The organism is Lysobacter sp. GCM10012299, from assembly GCF_042649405.1.
In the GTDB taxonomy this organism is placed as follows: domain Bacteria; phylum Pseudomonadota; class Gammaproteobacteria; order Xanthomonadales; family Xanthomonadaceae; genus Lysobacter_J.
The window spans coordinates 324,891-340,975 of sequence record NZ_JBHRZC010000001.1 but is presented as its reverse complement, the minus strand read 5'-3'; the positions used below and the strand labels follow the sequence as shown (position 1 = coordinate 340,975).

Genomic DNA, 16,085 nt, shown 5'->3' with positions numbered 1-16,085 from the left:
TCGACCACGATGAACCGTCCTGCCTCCGAGAAGTCTGCTCTCGAGAACCTCTTTGCCCCCGGCCCGCTGGTACTGGCCGGAATGATCGTGGTCGCCGCGCTGACCCGCCTGCTGCCGCACCCGCCGAACTTCTCGCCGGTCGAGGCCATGGCCCTGTTCGGTGGCGCCTACTTTGCGTCGAAGCGCTGGGCGTTCTTCGTGCCGCTGGCCGGCATGTTGATCTCCGACATCGCCCTGGCCGGCATCAACGGTGGCCTGTATTCGACCTGGTTCGGCAGCGCCGGCATCTGGGTCGTGTACCTGTGCGTGGCCCTGACCACGGCGCTCGGCCTGAACCTGCGCGGCCGCGTCAACGGCGCGCGCGTGCTCGGTTACTCGCTGGTCGGCTCGGTGCTGTTCTTCGTGGTCACCAACTTCGCCTCGTGGGCCTTCCAGGTGACGCCGACCTATCCGATGACCGCCGCCGGCCTCGGCGCGGCCTTCGTCGCCGGCATTCCGTTTTTCCAGTGGACGGTGCTGGGCACGCTGTTCTACGCCGCGCTGCTGTTCGGCGGCTTCGCCCTGCTGCGCCAGCGCGTACCGGCGCTGCGGATGCAGACGGTCTGATCTGCGAATTGCCTGACCCATGGGCAACCGCCTCAGCAAGATCTACACGCGTACCGGCGACGACGGTACGACCGGCCTTGGCGACGGCAGCCGCGTCGCCAAGGATTCGGCACGCGTGGCCGCCTACGGCACCGTCGACGAGGCCAACTCCTGCATCGGCCTGGTCCTGGCCGCGGACGTGCCCGACGACATCCGCGCGCTGCTGACCACCGTCCAGCACCAGATGTTCGACCTCGGCGGCGAGCTGTGCATTCCCGGCCACGCCGCGATCTTCGATGCCGACATCGACCGCCTCGAGCAGCAGCTCGACGCATTCAATGAACCACTGCCGCCGCTGAAGGATTTCATCCTGCCCGGCGGTGGCGAAGCGGGGGCGCGCTGCCACATCGCGCGCACCGTCGTGCGCCGCGCCGAACGCGAGACCGTGGCGCTGTCGCGGCTGGAGCCGGTGCGGCCCGAGGCGGTGCGTTACCTCAATCGCCTGTCCGACCTGCTGTTCGTGCTGGCGCGGGTGCTGGCACGGGCCAGCGGCCACGGCGAAGTGCTGTGGAACCACGAGCGCCGCAAGGCCTGAGTGCACTGCGGCGGAACGGCTGACATGCGCGTCTACAGCCATGTGGCCTGCACTCGCCATGATCCCGGTCCGGGCCACGCCGAGCGGCCTTTGCGCCTGGTCGCAGTGATCGAAGCGCTGCGCGAGAACTTCAGCGAACTGGACTGGCAGGACGCGCCGCGCGCCAGCCGCGGGCAACTGCTGCGCGTGCATGACGACGCCTTGCTGGCGCTGGTGCTGGACACCGTGGTCGATGGGCCGATGCCACTCGACCCCGACACCGTGCTCGCTCCCGGCTCCGCCGAAGCCGCGCTGCGCGCCGCAGGCGCCGGCATCGCCGCAGTCGACGCGGTCATGCATGGCGAAGTGAAGCGCGCGTTCTGCGCGGTGCGGCCGCCGGGCCACCACGCCACGCCGACGGTGGCGATGGGCTTCTGCCTGTTCAACAACATCGCGGTAGCGGCGGCGCATGCCTGCGAGAAGCACGGTTTGTCGCGCGTGGCCGTAGTCGATTTCGACGTGCACCACGGCAACGGCACGCAGGCGATCTTCGATACCGACCCGCGAGTGATGTACCTGAGCTCGCACCAGATGCCGCTGTATCCGGACACCGGCTACGCCAACGAGCGCGGCGTGGGCAACATCGTCAATGCGCCATTGCCGCCGGCCTGCGGCAGCGAGGGATTCCGTCGCGCCTGGCAGGAACAGCTGCTGCCGGCACTGGACTCGTTCCGCCCGCAGTTGCTCTTCATCTCGGCCGGCTTCGACGGCCACAAGCGCGATCCACTGGCGCAGCTGGAACTGGAAACCGAAGACTTCGCCTGGCTCACCCGCCAGCTGGTCGCGATCGCCGACCGCCATGGCAACGGCAGGATCGTGTCGATGCTCGAAGGCGGCTACGACCTGGCGGCGCTGCGCGAATGCAGCGTGGCGCACGTGGGCGAGCTGCTGGGCACGCCCTGATCCGGGGCGGTGACGGCCCGGGTCGGTCGTCCACCGCGCCTTGACGCGGAAATGAACAAGGATGTGGGCATGATGGCGCTCGCGTTGCCCGCTTGCAGTGGATGCGGCAAGCTAGCGACCCGTTTCCCCACGCCAAGCGACGGTTCCCGAGTGCGCCAATCCCTACGCCTGCTCCCGTTGTCGCTGTGCATCGCGCTGGCCCTGCCCGCGCACGCCGCCGACGGCGACGGAGAGGACTGGGGCCTGTGCCCGATCGTCGATGCGATACCGTCCTTCGACGACGCGCCCGCGCCGATGGGCAACCTGGCCACGCGCGGGCAGGAACCGACCGACATCGACGGCGGCCAGCTGGAGCGCTCGGCCAACGACCAGGACATCGTCGTCCAGGACAACGTCCGGCTCAATCGCGGCGACCAGTTCCTGGGCACCGACAAGCTCAGCTACAACGAAGAAACCGGCAAGTACGTGGCCGACGGCCATGTGCGCTACCAGGACTCGGGCATGCGCGTGACCGCCGCCCGCGCCGAAGGCGACCAGACCGCCGACAAGCACCGCATCGAGGACGTCCAGTACCAGCTGACCCAGCGTCGCGGCAACGGTGGCGCGCAGCGCATCGACCTCGATGGTGCCAAGGGCAGCATGGTCGAATCGACCTACTCCACCTGCGCCCCGGGCCAGCGCGCGTGGGAGCTGCGCGCGCACCGCATCGACATCGACACCGCCGAAGGCATGGGCGTTGCCCGCAACGCGACCATCCGCATCGGCAAGGTGCCGGTGATGTACGTGCCGTGGTTCATGTTCCCGGTCGACGAGCGTCGCCGCACCGGCCTGCTGTATCCGCAGATCTCGCTGTCGGGTCGCAACGGTTTCGACTGGAAACAGCCGGTCTACCTCAACCTTGCGCCCAACTACGACGCCACGCTCTATCCGCGCTACATGAGCGACCGTGGCAGCCTGCTCGGCGCCGAGTTCCGCTGGCTGTATCCGAACGGCCGCGGCGAGGTGTACGGCAACTGGATGCCGAAGGACAACCTGCCTGGCGACGAGCCGGATCGTTACCTCAACGACCTCAACGGCAACCCGATCCCGGGCGCCACGCTGCCGGAAGACAACCGTGGCCAGTTCGCGCTGACCGCCAGCCACAACCTCAACAGCACCTGGTACGCCAACACCAACCTGGGCTGGGTCAGCGACACGCATTACTTCGAGGACTTCAGCAGCAGCCTGTACGGCATCTCGAACTACTCGATCCGCAGCGACGCCGGTCTGTACGGACGCGGTCGTTACTGGGAAGCGCAGCTGATGGCCGACCACTACCAGCTGGCCGACTACACGCTGACCGATGCCAGCCTGGCCTTCGACCGCCTGCCCCGCGCCTACGTGCACTGGGCGCAGCCGGTGGTCGGCAACTGGCTGCAGGCAGGCGTGGACTCCGAACTGGTGCGCTTCGACCACACCGAGTTCCTCGGCGGCTCGCGCTTCGACGTCAAGCCTTTCATCGCCATGCCGCTGGAAGGCGCCAGCTGGTTCATCCGGCCCAAGCTGGCGTGGCGCTATACCACTTACCAGATGGACGGCAGCGCTGCCGAACGCCAGGCCGAATACGTCAGACGCTTCGGCGGCATCGCCCCCGACCTCAGCGACAGCAACGAAACCCGCAGCCTGCCGATCACCTCGGTCGATGCCGGCCTGTACTTCGACCGCAACACGAAGATCCGTGGCGACAGCTACCTCAACACCCTGGAACCGCGGATCTACTACCTGAACGTGCCCTACCGCGACCAGGCCGGCCTGGGCATCTACGACACCGGCGCGACCACGTTCAGCTGGGGCCAGCTGTTCCGCGACAACCGCTACACCGGCGCCGACCGCCAGGCCGACGCCAACCAGCTCACCGCCGCCCTGACCACGCGCCTGATCAGCGAGGACACCGGCCAGGAGCGCCTGGCGGCGAGCATCGGCCAGATCTTCTATTTCGACGACAGCCGGGTCACCCTGCCCAACGAAGCCCCGATCGAGCAGGGCAAGTCGGCGTGGATCGCCGACGCCAGCATCAGCCCGAGCGACCGCTGGACGATCGCGGGCACCTACATGTGGAACCCGAAGTACCGCGCCGAGGACATGACCAGCTTCCGGGCGCGCTACATCTTCGACAACAACGGCGTGGTCAATTTCGGCTACCGCTACCGCCGCAACGCCAGTTTCCGCCCGGGCATCGACCCGCCCGAGAGCCAGGACCTGCTGGAACAGGCGGACTTCTCGTTCCTGTACCCGATCAACCGCACCTGGAGCGTGGTTGGCCGTTACTACTACTCGATCCTCGACAAGAAGCAACTTGAGGCGATCGCCGGTGTCCAATGGGAAAGCTGCTGCCTGGCCGCACGCCTGGTCGGCCGCCGCTACCTGCGAAATCGCGATGGTGAACTGGATACCCGGATCATGTTCGAGTTTGAACTCAAGGGCCTTGGCTCGGCCGGGCAGAACGTAGAGCGCGCCCTGCGCCGTGGTATCCTCGGCTACAACCGCGATGACCTCTATCTCGTGCCGCCCAGCTCCGCGGAGCGCCTGAACAACGGCGGCGGCCAAGTCGAATCAACTCCCGACCCGACCCTATGAAGAAACTATTCGCGTCCGCCCTTGCCGTCGCGGTGCTCACCGGCACCCTGCCGCTGGCGACCGCCGCTGCCCAGGACCCTGCCAGCGCTACCACGAGCGGGATCCAGCCCATGGACGGCATCGCTGCCGTCGTCGACGAGGACGTGATCCTCAAGAGCGAGCTCGACCGTGCCGTGGCCAACATCCTCGGCCAGTACGCCGGCCGCGAGAACCAGCTGCCGCCGCGCGACGTGCTCGAGCGCCAGGTGCTCGAGCGCCTGGTCCTGGTCAAGCTGCAGGTGGCCCGCGCCGCCAGCACCGGCGTCCGCGTGACCGACCAGGAAGTCGACCAGACCATCGCCGGCATCGCCCAGCAGAACCGGGTCACGCCGGAGCAGCTGCGCCAGCAGCTGGCCCACGAAGGCACCTCCTACGCCGATTTCCGCAGCTCGATCCGCGATGAACTGCTGATCCAACGCCTGCGCCAGCGCTTCGCGCAGAGCCGCGTGACGGTCAGCGATTCGGAAATCGACGCCGCCATGGCCGCCCAGGCCAACAGCGGCAGCCAGTACCACCTGGCCCACATCCTCGTGCAGCTGCCGGAAGGCGCCACCGCCGAGCAGATCGCCGTCGCGCAGAAGAAGGTCGAGGGCGTCAAGGCCCTGATCGACAAGGGCGAGATGGACTTCGCCGCCGCCGCGGTGCGCTACTCCGACAGCCCCAACGCGCTGGAAGGCGGCGACCTGGGCTGGCGCAGCGTCGACGAAATCCCGCAGGCCTTCGCGACGCTGATGCGCAGCATGAAGGTCGGCGACATCACCGCACCGATCCGCGGCCCCAGCGGTTTCCAGCTGGTCAAGCTGGTCGAGACCCGCGACGCTTCGCAGGCCGCGCCGGCGATGGTCACGCAGTACCAGGCCCGCCACATCCTGGTGCGCGTCGACGACAAGACCGATGACGCCAAGGCCAAGGCCAAGGCCACCACCCTGCAGGCCCGTCTGGCCGGCGGTGCCGACTTCGCCGTGCTCGCGCAGGAAAGCTCCGACGATGCGAGCACGCGCAACAAGGGCGGCGAGCTGGGCTGGTTCACCCGTGACGAATTCGGTCCCGAGTTCGGTTCGGCGGTCGCCGGCCTGCAGCCGGGCCAGGTGTCCGCACCGGTCCGCACGCAGGCGGGCTGGCACGTGATCAAGCTCGAAGGCTCCCGCGAGACCGATGTAGGCGACCGCAATCGCCGCGCCCAGGTCCAGGAAACCATCGGCCGCCGCAAGCTCGAGGACGAGTGGAACCGCTACCTGCGCGAAATGCGCGGCGAAGCCTTCGTCGACGTCCGCGCCGGCAAGGGTGCCGAGCCCGCCGCCACCCCGGCCGCGGCTCCCGCCAACGGCACCTGAGCGACCGGCGATGAACCCTGTGCGGCTCGCGCTGGTGCCGGGCGAGCCGGCGGGTGTAGGACCGGAGCTGTGCGTACGCCTCGCACAGCGCCCACGTGATTACGCACTGACCGCCTTCGCCGACGCGCGCACCCTGCAGGCCGCGGCCGCGGCACTGGGCCTGCCGCTGCAACTGCGTCCCGCCGGGCATCCGGCAACGGCGCCCGGCGAACTGGCCCTGGTCGACCTTCCCAATACCGTCGTGCCGGCGTTCGGCCATCCCGATCCGCGCAACGCGCAGGCGGTGATCGATGGCCTGCTGCAGGCCGCGGAGGGCTGCCTGAAGGGCCATTTCGATGGCACCGTCACCGGCCCCGTCCACAAGGCGGTGATCAACGAGGGCGGCATTGCCTACAGCGGCACCACTGAATTGCTGGCGCAACAGGCCGGGCGCGACGTGGTGATGATGCTGGCCAACGACATCGTCCGCGTCGCACTCGTCACCACCCACCTGCCGCTGCGCGCGGTCGCCGATGCCATCACGACGCAGGCACTGACGCAGACGCTGCTGACCACGTACGCGGCGCTGCGCAACGATTTCGGCATCGCCGAGCCGGTGATCGCCGTGCTGGGCCTCAATCCGCATGCGGGTGAAGCCGGGCACCTCGGCCACGAGGAGCTGGACATCATCGAACCGGCCATCGCCGCGCTGCGCGCGCAGGGCCTGCAGCTGGTCGGCCCGTTGCCCGCGGACACGGCCTTCCTGCCGGCCAGGCTGCGCGGCTTCGACGCGGTGGTGGCGATGTACCACGACCAGGGTTTGCCGGTGCTGAAGTACAGCGGCTTCGAGCACGCGGTCAACCTCACCCTCGGCCTGCCCTACCCGCGCGTGGCGGTCGACCATGGCACGGCGCTGGAACTGGCCGGCCAGGGCGTGGCCGACCCGTCGAGCCTGTTCGCCGCCGCGGACACCTGTGCCCGCATCGCCCGCTTGCGCCGCAGTCCCTCACCCATTGCGACCACGCCTGCATGAGCATGCCGTCATGAGCACGCCGTTATGAGCACGCCGTTATGAGCACGCGCCACTTCACCGAGCCGGCAAAGAAGCATCTCGGCCAGCACTTCCTGCATGACCGCCGGATCATCGACATGATCGTGCAGGCCGTCGACCCGAAGCCGGGCGATCGCCTGGTCGAGATCGGCCCGGGCCAGGGCGCCATCACGTTCCCGCTGCTCGACCGCCATGGCGAGCTGACCGTGATCGAATTCGATCGCGACCTGATCTTCCCGCTGACCGAGGCCGCACGCGCGCACGGCACGCTGGAAGTGATCCACCGCGACGTGCTCACCGTGGACTTCAGTGCGGTCGCCGGCGAAGGCCAGATCCGCCTGGTCGGCAACCTGCCCTACAACCTGTCCTCGCCGATCCTGTTCCATGCGCTGGACCATGCCGCGGCGATCCGCGACATGGTGTTCATGCTGCAGAAGGAAGTCGTCGACCGCATGGCCGCCGGGCCCGGCAGCAAGGTCTATGGACGCCTGGGCGTGATGCTGCAGGCCTATTGCCACGTGACCCCGCTGTTCGACGTCCCGCCGGCCGCCTTCAGGCCGCCACCGAAGGTCGATTCGGCGGTGGTGCGGCTGGTGCCGCGCGCACCGGAAACGATTGGCGTGGCCGATCCGGCCATGTTCACCGCGGTCGTGCGCGATGCCTTCGGGCAACGTCGAAAGACCCTGCGCAATGCACTGTCGAAGCTGTGCGATGCGGCCGCGATCGAGGCGGTCGGCGTGCGCCCGGACGCACGCGCGGAGCAGATCGAAGTGGCCGACTTCGTGCGCCTTGCCAATTCGCTGGCTGCCGAGGCCGCAGGACCGGGGCACGCGTAACGGCGCGCGCGAGCGGGAATCCCGGGCGATGAACGCCCGTGCACACAACGTTGACCAATTTTCGACGCCTCGCCCTACACTGTAGGGATGGAACGCAGTACCGATTACGCCGTCGACGTCTCCGTCGCCACCCGTTACCTCGATGACCAGTCCGAGCCTGGCCAGGACCGCTATGTCTTTGCCTACACGATCAGCATCCGCAATGCCGGCCGCGTGCCCGCACGCCTGCTGAGCCGTCGCTGGCTGATCACCGACAGCAACGGCAAGGTCCAGGAAGTCGAGGGCGAGGGCGTGGTCGGCGAGCAGCCGTACCTGCGGCCCGGCGACGATTTCGAATACACCTCCGGGGCCGTGCTGGAAACCAGCCACGGCATGATGGAAGGCAGCTACCACATGCTCGCCGACGATGGCACGCGGTTCGATGCGCCGATTCCGGCCTTCAGCCTGTCCGTGCCGCGAACGTTGCACTGACCGGGCCCATCAGCACATGACCACCTGGGCCATCGGCGATCTGCAAGGCTGCTACGACGCGACCCAGCGCCTGCTGGAGAAGATCGCCTTCGATCCCGCGCGCGACCAGCTGTGGTTCTGCGGCGACCTGGTCAACCGCGGCGGCCAGTCGCTGGAAACCCTGCGCCTGGTGCATTCGCTGCGTGCCAGCAGCGTGGTCGTGCTGGGCAACCATGACCTGTCGCTGCTGGCGATCGGCGAACGGCGCGAAGACGAACAGCGCAAGGTCAACCCGGACCTGCAGCGCATCGTGCTGGCCGAGGACCGCGACGAACTGCTGACGTGGCTGCGCATGCAGAAGCTCGTCCACGCCGACCGCAAGCTGGGCTGGATGATGGTGCACGCGGCGCTGGCACCGCAGTGGTCGACGCAGATGGCCGAGCGCTTCGCCCGCGAGATCGAGGAGCGCCTGCACGGCGACCAGTTCCGCCGGCTGCTCAAGAACATGTACGGCGACAAGCCGGCCTGGCATCCCAAGCTGGCCGGCGTCGAGCGCCATCGCGCGATCATCAACGTGTTCACGCGCCTGCGTTACTGCACGCCGCGCGGCCGCATCTCGTTCGAGGACAAGGGCAGCCCCGGCACGCAGCCGGCCGGCCTGTATCCCTGGTACGAAGTGCCCGGGCGCGTGGAGCGCGACCTCAAGATCGTCTGCGGCCACTGGTCGACGCTGGGCTTGTTCATCGGCCACGGCGTCCATGCGATCGACACCGGCGCCGTCTGGGGCGGCAAGCTCACCGCGTTGCAGCTCGACACCGACGAGTTGCGGCTGGTCCAGGTCGCTGGCCGTGACGTTCCGGCGACACCGCCGCGCCCGCGCCCGCCGTACCACCCGGATGATCGCAATCGGCAGCGCCAGCAACGCCAGCAGCAGGGCGGGCAGCCGCGCCAGGGCCAGCAACGCGGCCAGGGCAACGGCGGCCAGGGAAAGCCGCGCCAGACCGAAACCGCTGCGCCGGCACCGCCGGTGGAAACCGACCAGGACTGAGCCGGCGCGCCTATCCAGGCGCGGCTGCTTCAGATTCGCATGTAGTCGACGAACTCGAAAGCGAAGGCGTGCTTTGCATCCGCCTCATGCCGTTCGCGCGCCGCGACGCGCCACTGCGCCACGTCGATGGCCGGGAAGAATGCATCGGCATCGTCGACCACGGTGTCGACCAGGGTCAGGTGCATCTGCGTGGCCTGCGCCAGGCATTGCGCATAGACCTCGCCTCCGCCGATCACGCACAGCTCCGGCGCAGCGGCGGCGCGCGCGATGCGCATCGCCTCATCCAGCGACGCCACCGCCTGCATGCCGTCGAACGGCACCTGCCCCGAGCGCGTCAGCACCAGGTTGAGCCGGCCCGGCAGCGCGCGCCCCAGTGACTGCGCGGTCTTGCGCCCCATCAGCACCGGCTTGCCCAGCGTCAGCGCCTTGAAGCGCTTGAGGTCGTCGGGCAGGCGCCACGGCAGGTCGTTGTCGCGACCGATGCCGCGATTGCGGTCGTGCGCAGCGACCAGGACCAGTTGCAGCGGGACAGGCGGCATCAGACCGCGACCGGCGCCTTGATCGCCGGCAACGGGTCGTAGTGCTCGATCGCGATGTCGTCGTAGTGGAATCCGAAGATGTCGCGCACGTCCGGGTTGAGCCGCAGCGTCGGCAGCGCGCGCGGCGTGCGCGAGAGCTGCTCGCGCGCCTGTTCGAAATGGTTCGAGTACAGGTGCGCGTCGCCCAGCGTGTGCACGAAATCGCCCACGCCCAGGCCGCACACCTGCGCGACCATGTGCGTCAGCAGCGCATAGCTGGCGATGTTGAACGGCACGCCGAGGAAGATGTCGCCGCTGCGCTGGTACAGCTGGCAGCTGAGCTTGCCGTTGGCGACGTAGAACTGGAACATCGTGTGGCACGGCATCAACGCCATGCGCGGCAGGTCGGCGACATTCCATGCCGAGACGATCAGGCGGCGCGAATCAGGATTGCGCTTGATCTCCTCGACCACCCAGCGGATCTGGTCGATCTCGATGCCGTCGGCACCGGCCCAGCGACGCCACTGCTTGCCGTAGACCGGGCCCAGTTCGCCATCGGCATCGGCCCACTCGTCCCAGATGCTGACCTTGTTGTCCTTCAGGTAGGCGATGTTGGTCTCGCCCTGCAGGAACCACAGCAGCTCGTGCACGATCGAGCGCAGGTGCAGCTTCTTGGTGGTGACCAGCGGAAAGCCTTCGGCCAGGTCGAAGCGCATCTGCCATCCGAACACGCTGCGCGTGCCGGTACCGGTGCGGTCGGCCTTGTCGCTGCCGTGGTCGAGGACATGGCGCAGCAGGTCGAGGTATTGCTTCATCTCGTCACTCCCTTCTGTTGCCGGATCAGGCAGCGCTCGGCGGCACGGCCAGCGGCTGCGGCTGCAGCGTCGGCTGGCGGCGCGACCACCACAGCCAGAACAGGCCCAGCGCGATCAGCGGCAGGCTCAGCACCTGCCCCATCGTCAGCCAGCCGAAGGCGAGGTAGCCGATCTGCTCATCGGGCACGCGGACGAACTCGATCAGGAAGCGGAAGCAGCCGTACAGCAGCGCGAACAGGCCCGACACCGCATAACGCGGGCGCGGCGTGCGCGAGAACCACCACAGCGCCAGGAACATCACCAGGCCTTCGAGCATCGCCTGGTACAGCTGCGAGGGATGGCGCGCAAAGCGCTCCAGTGCGCCGCTGGCGAACTGGTCGTGGATCTGCTCCAGCGTCCAGTCCTTGAATTCCGGCGCGCGCGGAAACACCACGCCCCATCCGGCATCGGTGAACTTGCCCCACAACTCGCCGCCGATGTAGTTGCCCAGGCGGCCGAAGCCCAGGCCCGGCGGCACCAGCGGCGCAACGAAATCGATGGTGTCGAACAGGTGCAGGCCATGCCGGCGCGACCACCACCAGGCCGCGGCGACCACGCCGAGCAGGCCACCGTGGAAGCTCATGCCGCCTTCCCAGATGCGCAGCAGCATCAGCGGATCCTGCAGCAGTGCCGGGAAGGAATAGAAGAAGACGTAGCCCAGGCGGCCGCCCAGCACGACGCCGAGCATCGCGTAGAACAGCAGGTCGCCATAGGCCTGTTCGCCGACACCGGGCAGGCGGCCGGCGCGGATGCGGCTGCGGCCCAGCCACCAGGCGGCGGCGAAGCCCAGCAGGTACATGATTCCGTACCAGTGCACCTGGAGCGGGCCGAGATGGAATGCGATCGGATCGATCTGGTGCAGGACGATCATGCGGCGGTTCGGCTCCGGCTTTGATGGGGCGTGGCAGCGTGGTGCCTATTGTGCCCTCTCCGTCGCCCTAGAGGATGTACGGCAGGTCCGGCAGTTCGTTGCGGTCGTGTTGCCCTTCACCGCGCGGGAAATGCTCGACCAGCAGGGCCGACAACGCGTCGATGCCGGCCATCACCCCGGCCTCGGCCTCGCCCGTGCGCATCCGCCCCTCGATCAGCTGGCACACACCGCGCCACTGCTCGGCGCTGACGCGCCCCTCGAAGCCGCGGTCAGCCACTATCTCGATGCGATGGTCGGCCAGCAGCAGGTACAGCAGGACGCCGTTGTTGGCCTCGGTGTCCCACACGCGCAGCCGGGCGAATACTTCTGCGGCCTGCTCGCGCGCCTCCACGCCCGACATGACCTGGCGCGGATGCAGGCTCGGGTCGACGGCGAAACAGATCTCGCCGGTGTGTTCCAGCTCGCTGTCGGCGATCGCCTTGGCGATGCGCTGCAGGCTCTCGCCCGGAAACAGGCGCTTGGCAGACGGCGGAAACAGGTGTTTGAACAGCCGCATGTCACCAGCTCCCGGAGGCGCCACCGCCCCCGCTCATGCCACCGCCCCCGCCCCAGCCGCCACCGCCGCCGAAGCCCCCACCACCACCGAATCCGCCACCGCCACCACCCCAGCCACCGAAGCCGCCATAGCCGCGGTCACGCGCGTAGCGTCCCGACGGCAGGCTGGCCAGGCCCATGAAGAAACCGATCGCCGCACCGATGCCGCCGACCACGAACATCGACGAGATCAGCCAGGCGATGCCGCCGGCCGCGCCGGCGCCAATCACGCCACGCAGCAGCGAAGGCGCGCGGCCGAAGATGCCGCGCGCGACCTGGGCGACGATGAAGGCGACGAACAGCGCGAACAGCCAGCCGCTGCCGCCATTGCCGCGCCCGCCTGAGCGGTGCTCGGCCATCGGCGCCGGCAAGGGCTCGCCATCGATCAGCTTGACCAGCGCGCCAGTGGCGTCGGTGATGCCACCGGCATAGTCGCCGGCACGGAATTTCGGCACCAGGTATTCCTGGATCACGCGCGCGGACGTGGCATCGGGGATCGCACCTTCCAGGCCGTAGCCGACCTCGATGCGCACGCGCCGGTCGTCCTTGGCGACCACCAGCAGCACGCCATCGTCGACGCCCTTGCGCCCCACCTTCCACTGGTCGAACGCACGCACCGCGTACTGGGCAATGTCCTCGGGCATGGTCGTCGGCACCACCAGCACCTGCAGCTGGCTGCCCTTGCGTTTCTGCAATGCCAGCGCCTGCGCCTCGAGCTGCTGGCGCGTGGTGGCGTCGATCGTGCCGGTCGTATCGATCACCGGCGAAGTCATCGCCGGGATCGCCGCCAGCTGCTGCGCCTGCACCGGCACGAACGCGAGCAGCAACGCGGCCGCGAAGATCGCGACCGACGCCCTGATGCGCCCCCAGTTCACGGCAATGCTCCGCTACGCCTCACGCCAGGCTCAGCCGTTGGCCGGTGCCGGCTGCTGCTGCGGTTGCTGCTGCGGTTGCTGCTGTTGTGGCTGCTGCGCCGGCTCGCCGAATTCGACCTTCGGCGCTTCCTGGATCTGCGCCTCGTTCTCGACCGTGAAGTTCGGCTTGGGCTTGTAGCCGAACATCATCGCGGTGAGGTTGGTCGGGAACTGGCGGATGTAGGTGTTGTAGTCCTGCACCGTGCCGATGTAACGCTGGCGCTCGACGGTGATGCGGTTCTCGGTGCCTTCCAGCTGCGCCTGCAGTTGCAGGAAGTTCTGGTCGGCCTTGAGCTGCGGATAGTTCTCGCTGACCACCAGCAGGCGGTTTAGCGCACCCTGCAGTTCACCCTGCGCCTGCTGGAACTGCGCCAGCGACGCCGGATCGTCCGCGTTGACATTGATGCTGCCGACCTTCGCGCGCGCGTTCGTGACCTGGGTCAGCACCTGCTGCTCATGGCTGGCATAGCCCTTCACGGTCGCGACGAGGTTGGGCACCAGGTCGGCGCGGCGCTTGTAGACATTGAGCACCTGCGACCAGGCGGCCTTCACCGACTCATCCTTGGCCTGGATGGTGTTGTAGCCGCAGCCGCTGAGCATCGCGGCCATAAGGACCAGCACGAACGCTTGGACAAACCGGGTCATGACGCGCGACTCCTTCCGTGACGATGGCCGGCATTGCAGCATCTACGGGGGCGGCATGCAAACCGGACGCGGAAATAACGAACGCGTAACCAGACGGCCCAAGCGACGTCCATGGATTCCCGCCTTCGCGGGAATGACGGTCAAAGGAGCAACGACACTGGGTCCCCGCCTGCGCGGGGATGACGGCAAAAGCCGAAGACCGGGCAATGAATTGCCGAAGCGTCGTCCGACGGGTCGGGGATTGCGGAGCAGCGGGACATGGATGTCCCGCGTCCCGCGTAAAGACAGGATGTCGTCCGCGGGGCGGAGCAATCCCCGGCCCGGCGGACGACGCCCCACCGCAGCCGACTACCTGCATCACGCCAGCAGAAGCGTTACTCCGGTTGCAGTCGACGCTGCGCGCGCCGCTTCGCCCAGAGGTTCAGGCACTCGACCAGCGCCGAGAAGCCCATGGCGCCGTAGATGTACCCCTTCGGGATATGCATCTCGAAACCGTCGGCAATCAGATACACACCGACCAGCACGATGAACGCCAGCGCCAGCATCTTGATGGTCGGATTGTGGTCGATGAAATTGCCCAGCGGCTTGGACGCCAGCAGCATCACACCGACCGCCAGCAGGATCGCCGCCACCATCACCGGCGTGTGGTTGGCCATGCCGACCGCAGCGATGACCGAGTCCAGCGAGAACACGATGTCGATGACCGCGATCTGCGCGATGACCCCCATGAACGACGCCACCGGCTTGGTGTGGATGTCCTCCGCCTCGCCCTCGCCTACGACCAGGTCCTTGATCTCCATCGTGCCCTTCACCAGCAGGAAGGCACCGCCGAGGATCAACACCAGGTCGCGCACCGAAATGCCCTGGCCAAAGACCGAGAACAGGTCCGAGGTCAGCCCGGCCAGCCAGGCCAGCGTCAACAACAGCGCGATACGCGTGATGCACGCCACCGCAATGCCGAACTTGCGCGCCTTCTCGCGCTGCGTGTAAGGCAGCTTGCTGACCGCGATCGAAATGAAGACGAGGTTGTCGATACCGAGCACGATCTCGATGGCGCTCAAGGTAACGAGGGTGATCCACACCTGCGGATCGGTCAGCAGCTCAACAATCACTTGCGGTTTCCTGCACTAGGGCTTTTGGGATTCTTGTCTTGGATGCGGGCGGCGAACGTCCGGTTCATGCCGGGCCGGTCACCACAGGCGGGGCACGACGATCGCACCCCAGATCAGCACCACGTTCATCATCAGCACGAACACCGCCGCCGAACCCATGTCCTTGGCCCGGCCGGCCAGCTCGTGGAACTCGGGACCGTACCGCTCGATCACCGCCTCCACCGCCGAGTTGAGCAACTCGATGCTCAGCACCAGCAGCATCGAACCAATCAGCAGCACGCGCTCCACTGCGGTCTGCCCCAGCCACCAGCCCAGCGGCGCCAGCACCACGAACAGGTACACCTCGAGGCGGAACGACGACTCGTGCAGCCACGCCGCGCGCAGCCCCTGCATCGACCACCTGGCAGCCTTCAATACCCGCGCCGGGCCGCGCGGCATGTGCCCGAATTCATCAGCCATGTCGGTTGCTCAGGTTGCCGGACGGAAAACAACGACCGGCGCACCCGCGCCACCCTGACGGCACTCCGGCGGCTCGCACAAGTGCTGGGACTGCTCGAAGATCGACATGGAAGGATGTCAGGAAAGGGTGTCTGGAAGGGATGTGAAGACGCGACCGGGGGCCGCGGCAGGGGGCCGATTTTGCCACAAGCCCCGCGCCCCTGCCCCGCAGCCGCATGAACGGCCCGCCGGCGCGCCCGGCGTAGCGTGTTTTTCGCGTGCCGTTAGCGTGCGGCGCCCTAGGCTGATCCGCTCTGCCCGTCCGGAGGTACACGCCATGTCCCGCTGCGCTCTGCTGGCACGGCTAGAGGCCAAACCCGGCATGGAAGACCAGCTCGAACAGTTCCTTCGCAGCGCCCTGCCGCTGGCGGAAGCCGAACCGGCGACCCGCACCTGGTTCGCCCTGCGCTTCGGCCCGAGCAGTTTCGGCATCTACGACACCTTCGACAGCGAGGCCGGCCGCCAGGCGCACCTGGACGGGCCGATCGCAGCCGCGCTGATGGCGCGCGCCGACGAGCTGCTGTCGCAGCCGCCGCAGATCGACCGCGTCGACCTGCTGGCCAGCAAGCTGCCGCACTGACTCCTGGTCGTCATCCCGGCGTAC

The 16,085-nt window shown here is 67.9% G+C and carries 18 protein-coding genes; 10 read left to right on the top strand and 8 right to left on the bottom strand.

Annotation, left to right across the window (positions count from 1 at the left end; translation table 11 throughout):
- Nucleotides 1-9 precede the first annotated feature (9 nt).
- The 9 genes from ACFOPO_RS01685 (at nt 10) to ACFOPO_RS01645 (ending at nt 9,475) form a co-directional block, all read left to right on the top strand.
- The gene (locus ACFOPO_RS01685; protein WP_386700260.1) at nt 10-606 is read left to right on the top strand and encodes a DUF6580 family putative transport protein; all 597 of its coding nucleotides are present in this window, start codon (nt 10-12) and stop codon (nt 604-606) included.
- A gap of 19 nt (nt 607-625) precedes the next feature.
- Nucleotides 626-1,180: a cob(I)yrinic acid a,c-diamide adenosyltransferase gene (locus ACFOPO_RS01680; protein ID WP_386700258.1), complete on the top strand. Its 555-nt coding sequence runs from the start codon at nt 626-628 to the stop codon at nt 1,178-1,180.
- 24 nt (nt 1,181-1,204) lie between these two features.
- On the top strand, nt 1,205-2,122 hold the full coding sequence (locus ACFOPO_RS01675) for a histone deacetylase family protein (RefSeq protein ID WP_386700256.1): 918 nt from the start codon (nt 1,205-1,207) through the stop codon (nt 2,120-2,122).
- Nucleotides 2,123-2,272: 150 nt separating this feature from the next.
- Nucleotides 2,273-4,738, top strand: a complete 2,466-nt coding sequence (lptD, locus tag ACFOPO_RS01670) for an LPS assembly protein LptD (protein ID WP_386700254.1) — start codon at nt 2,273-2,275, stop codon at nt 4,736-4,738.
- A complete protein-coding gene (locus ACFOPO_RS01665; protein WP_386700252.1) occupies nt 4,735-6,111 on the top strand; it encodes a peptidylprolyl isomerase in 1,377 nt (458 codons plus the stop codon). Before lptD ends, ACFOPO_RS01665 begins: the two co-directional genes overlap by 4 nt.
- 10 nt (nt 6,112-6,121) lie before the next feature.
- Nucleotides 6,122-7,123: a 4-hydroxythreonine-4-phosphate dehydrogenase PdxA gene (gene pdxA / locus ACFOPO_RS01660; RefSeq protein WP_386700250.1), complete on the top strand. Its 1,002-nt coding sequence runs from the start codon at nt 6,122-6,124 to the stop codon at nt 7,121-7,123.
- A gap of 38 nt (nt 7,124-7,161) precedes the next feature.
- The gene (gene rsmA, locus ACFOPO_RS01655; RefSeq protein ID WP_386700248.1) at nt 7,162-7,977 is read left to right on the top strand and encodes a 16S rRNA (adenine(1518)-N(6)/adenine(1519)-N(6))-dimethyltransferase RsmA; all 816 of its coding nucleotides are present in this window, start codon (nt 7,162-7,164) and stop codon (nt 7,975-7,977) included.
- 87 nt (nt 7,978-8,064) lie between these two features.
- Nucleotides 8,065-8,448, top strand: coding sequence for a Co2+/Mg2+ efflux protein ApaG (gene apaG, locus ACFOPO_RS01650; protein ID WP_386700246.1), 384 nt, complete (start codon nt 8,065-8,067; stop codon nt 8,446-8,448).
- Nucleotides 8,449-8,464: 16 nt separating this feature from the next.
- Nucleotides 8,465-9,475 (top strand): symmetrical bis(5'-nucleosyl)-tetraphosphatase, encoded by a 1,011-nt coding sequence (locus ACFOPO_RS01645; RefSeq protein ID WP_386700243.1) that lies wholly within the window; start codon nt 8,465-8,467, stop codon nt 9,473-9,475.
- A 29-nt stretch (nt 9,476-9,504) separates the two neighbouring features.
- Here the strand turns inward: ACFOPO_RS01645 and ACFOPO_RS01640 are convergent, their stop codons facing one another.
- The 8 genes from ACFOPO_RS01640 to ACFOPO_RS01605 form a co-directional block, all read right to left on the bottom strand.
- Nucleotides 9,505-9,999, bottom strand: coding sequence for a dihydrofolate reductase (locus tag ACFOPO_RS01640; protein WP_386701236.1), 495 nt, complete (start codon nt 9,997-9,999; stop codon nt 9,505-9,507).
- 14 nt (nt 10,000-10,013) lie between these two features.
- Nucleotides 10,014-10,808 carry a thymidylate synthase gene (locus ACFOPO_RS01635; protein ID WP_200606612.1) on the bottom strand — a complete coding sequence of 265 codons (795 nt, stop codon included), beginning with the start codon at nt 10,806-10,808 and terminating at the stop codon, nt 10,014-10,016.
- A gap of 25 nt (nt 10,809-10,833) precedes the next feature.
- A complete protein-coding gene (gene lgt, locus ACFOPO_RS01630; RefSeq protein WP_386700241.1) occupies nt 10,834-11,718 on the bottom strand; it encodes a prolipoprotein diacylglyceryl transferase in 885 nt (294 codons plus the stop codon).
- Nucleotides 11,719-11,785: 67 nt separating this feature from the next.
- Nucleotides 11,786-12,274 carry a TPM domain-containing protein gene (locus ACFOPO_RS01625; protein ID WP_386700239.1) on the bottom strand — a complete coding sequence of 163 codons (489 nt, stop codon included), beginning with the start codon at nt 12,272-12,274 and terminating at the stop codon, nt 11,786-11,788.
- Between the two features lies 1 nt (nt 12,275).
- Nucleotides 12,276-13,085: a TPM domain-containing protein gene (locus ACFOPO_RS01620; RefSeq protein ID WP_386701234.1), complete on the bottom strand. Its 810-nt coding sequence runs from the start codon at nt 13,083-13,085 to the stop codon at nt 12,276-12,278.
- Nucleotides 13,086-13,217: 132 nt separating this feature from the next.
- On the bottom strand, nt 13,218-13,871 hold the full coding sequence (locus ACFOPO_RS01615) for a LemA family protein (RefSeq protein WP_386700237.1): 654 nt from the start codon (nt 13,869-13,871) through the stop codon (nt 13,218-13,220).
- A gap of 374 nt (nt 13,872-14,245) precedes the next feature.
- On the bottom strand, nt 14,246-14,983 hold the full coding sequence (locus ACFOPO_RS01610; protein WP_386700235.1) for a TerC family protein: 738 nt from the start codon (nt 14,981-14,983) through the stop codon (nt 14,246-14,248).
- 78 nt (nt 14,984-15,061) lie between these two features.
- Entirely contained in the window at nt 15,062-15,442 is a 381-nt protein-coding gene (locus ACFOPO_RS01605; protein WP_386700233.1) for a diacylglycerol kinase, read from the bottom strand.
- A 316-nt stretch (nt 15,443-15,758) separates the two neighbouring features.
- On the opposite strand from ACFOPO_RS01605, the gene ACFOPO_RS01600 reads away from it, so the two are divergent.
- The gene (locus ACFOPO_RS01600; RefSeq protein WP_386700230.1) at nt 15,759-16,061 is read left to right on the top strand and encodes a putative quinol monooxygenase; all 303 of its coding nucleotides are present in this window, start codon (nt 15,759-15,761) and stop codon (nt 16,059-16,061) included.
- Nucleotides 16,062-16,085: the final 24 nt, after the last annotated feature.

What these genes read in the sequence shown, in the direction of transcription:
- ACFOPO_RS01680 (WP_386700258.1), top strand. Translation starts at nt 626, where the DNA reads ATGGGCAACCGCCTCAGCAAGATCTACACGCGTACCGGCGACGACGGT.
- ACFOPO_RS01675 (WP_386700256.1), top strand. Translation starts at nt 1,205, where the DNA reads ATGCGCGTCTACAGCCATGTGGCCTGCACTCGCCATGATCCCGGTCCG.
- rsmA (WP_386700248.1), top strand. Translation starts at nt 7,162, where the DNA reads ATGAGCACGCGCCACTTCACCGAGCCGGCAAAGAAGCATCTCGGCCAG.
- ACFOPO_RS01685 (WP_386700260.1), top strand. Translation starts at nt 10, where the DNA reads ATGAACCGTCCTGCCTCCGAGAAGTCTGCTCTCGAGAACCTCTTTGCC.
- ACFOPO_RS01600 (WP_386700230.1), top strand. Translation starts at nt 15,759, where the DNA reads ATGTCCCGCTGCGCTCTGCTGGCACGGCTAGAGGCCAAACCCGGCATG.
- pdxA (WP_386700250.1), top strand. Translation starts at nt 6,122, where the DNA reads ATGAACCCTGTGCGGCTCGCGCTGGTGCCGGGCGAGCCGGCGGGTGTA.
- ACFOPO_RS01625 (WP_386700239.1), bottom strand. Translation starts at nt 12,274, where the DNA reads ATGCGGCTGTTCAAACACCTGTTTCCGCCGTCTGCCAAGCGCCTGTTT.
- ACFOPO_RS01615 (WP_386700237.1), bottom strand. Translation starts at nt 13,871, where the DNA reads ATGACCCGGTTTGTCCAAGCGTTCGTGCTGGTCCTTATGGCCGCGATG.
- apaG (WP_386700246.1), top strand. Translation starts at nt 8,065, where the DNA reads ATGGAACGCAGTACCGATTACGCCGTCGACGTCTCCGTCGCCACCCGT.
- ACFOPO_RS01605 (WP_386700233.1), bottom strand. Translation starts at nt 15,442, where the DNA reads ATGGCTGATGAATTCGGGCACATGCCGCGCGGCCCGGCGCGGGTATTG.
- ACFOPO_RS01635 (WP_200606612.1), bottom strand. Translation starts at nt 10,808, where the DNA reads ATGAAGCAATACCTCGACCTGCTGCGCCATGTCCTCGACCACGGCAGC.
- ACFOPO_RS01645 (WP_386700243.1), top strand. Translation starts at nt 8,465, where the DNA reads ATGACCACCTGGGCCATCGGCGATCTGCAAGGCTGCTACGACGCGACC.
- lgt (WP_386700241.1), bottom strand. Translation starts at nt 11,718, where the DNA reads ATGATCGTCCTGCACCAGATCGATCCGATCGCATTCCATCTCGGCCCG.
- ACFOPO_RS01665 (WP_386700252.1), top strand. Translation starts at nt 4,735, where the DNA reads ATGAAGAAACTATTCGCGTCCGCCCTTGCCGTCGCGGTGCTCACCGGC.
- ACFOPO_RS01620 (WP_386701234.1), bottom strand. Translation starts at nt 13,085, where the DNA reads ATGACTTCGCCGGTGATCGATACGACCGGCACGATCGACGCCACCACG.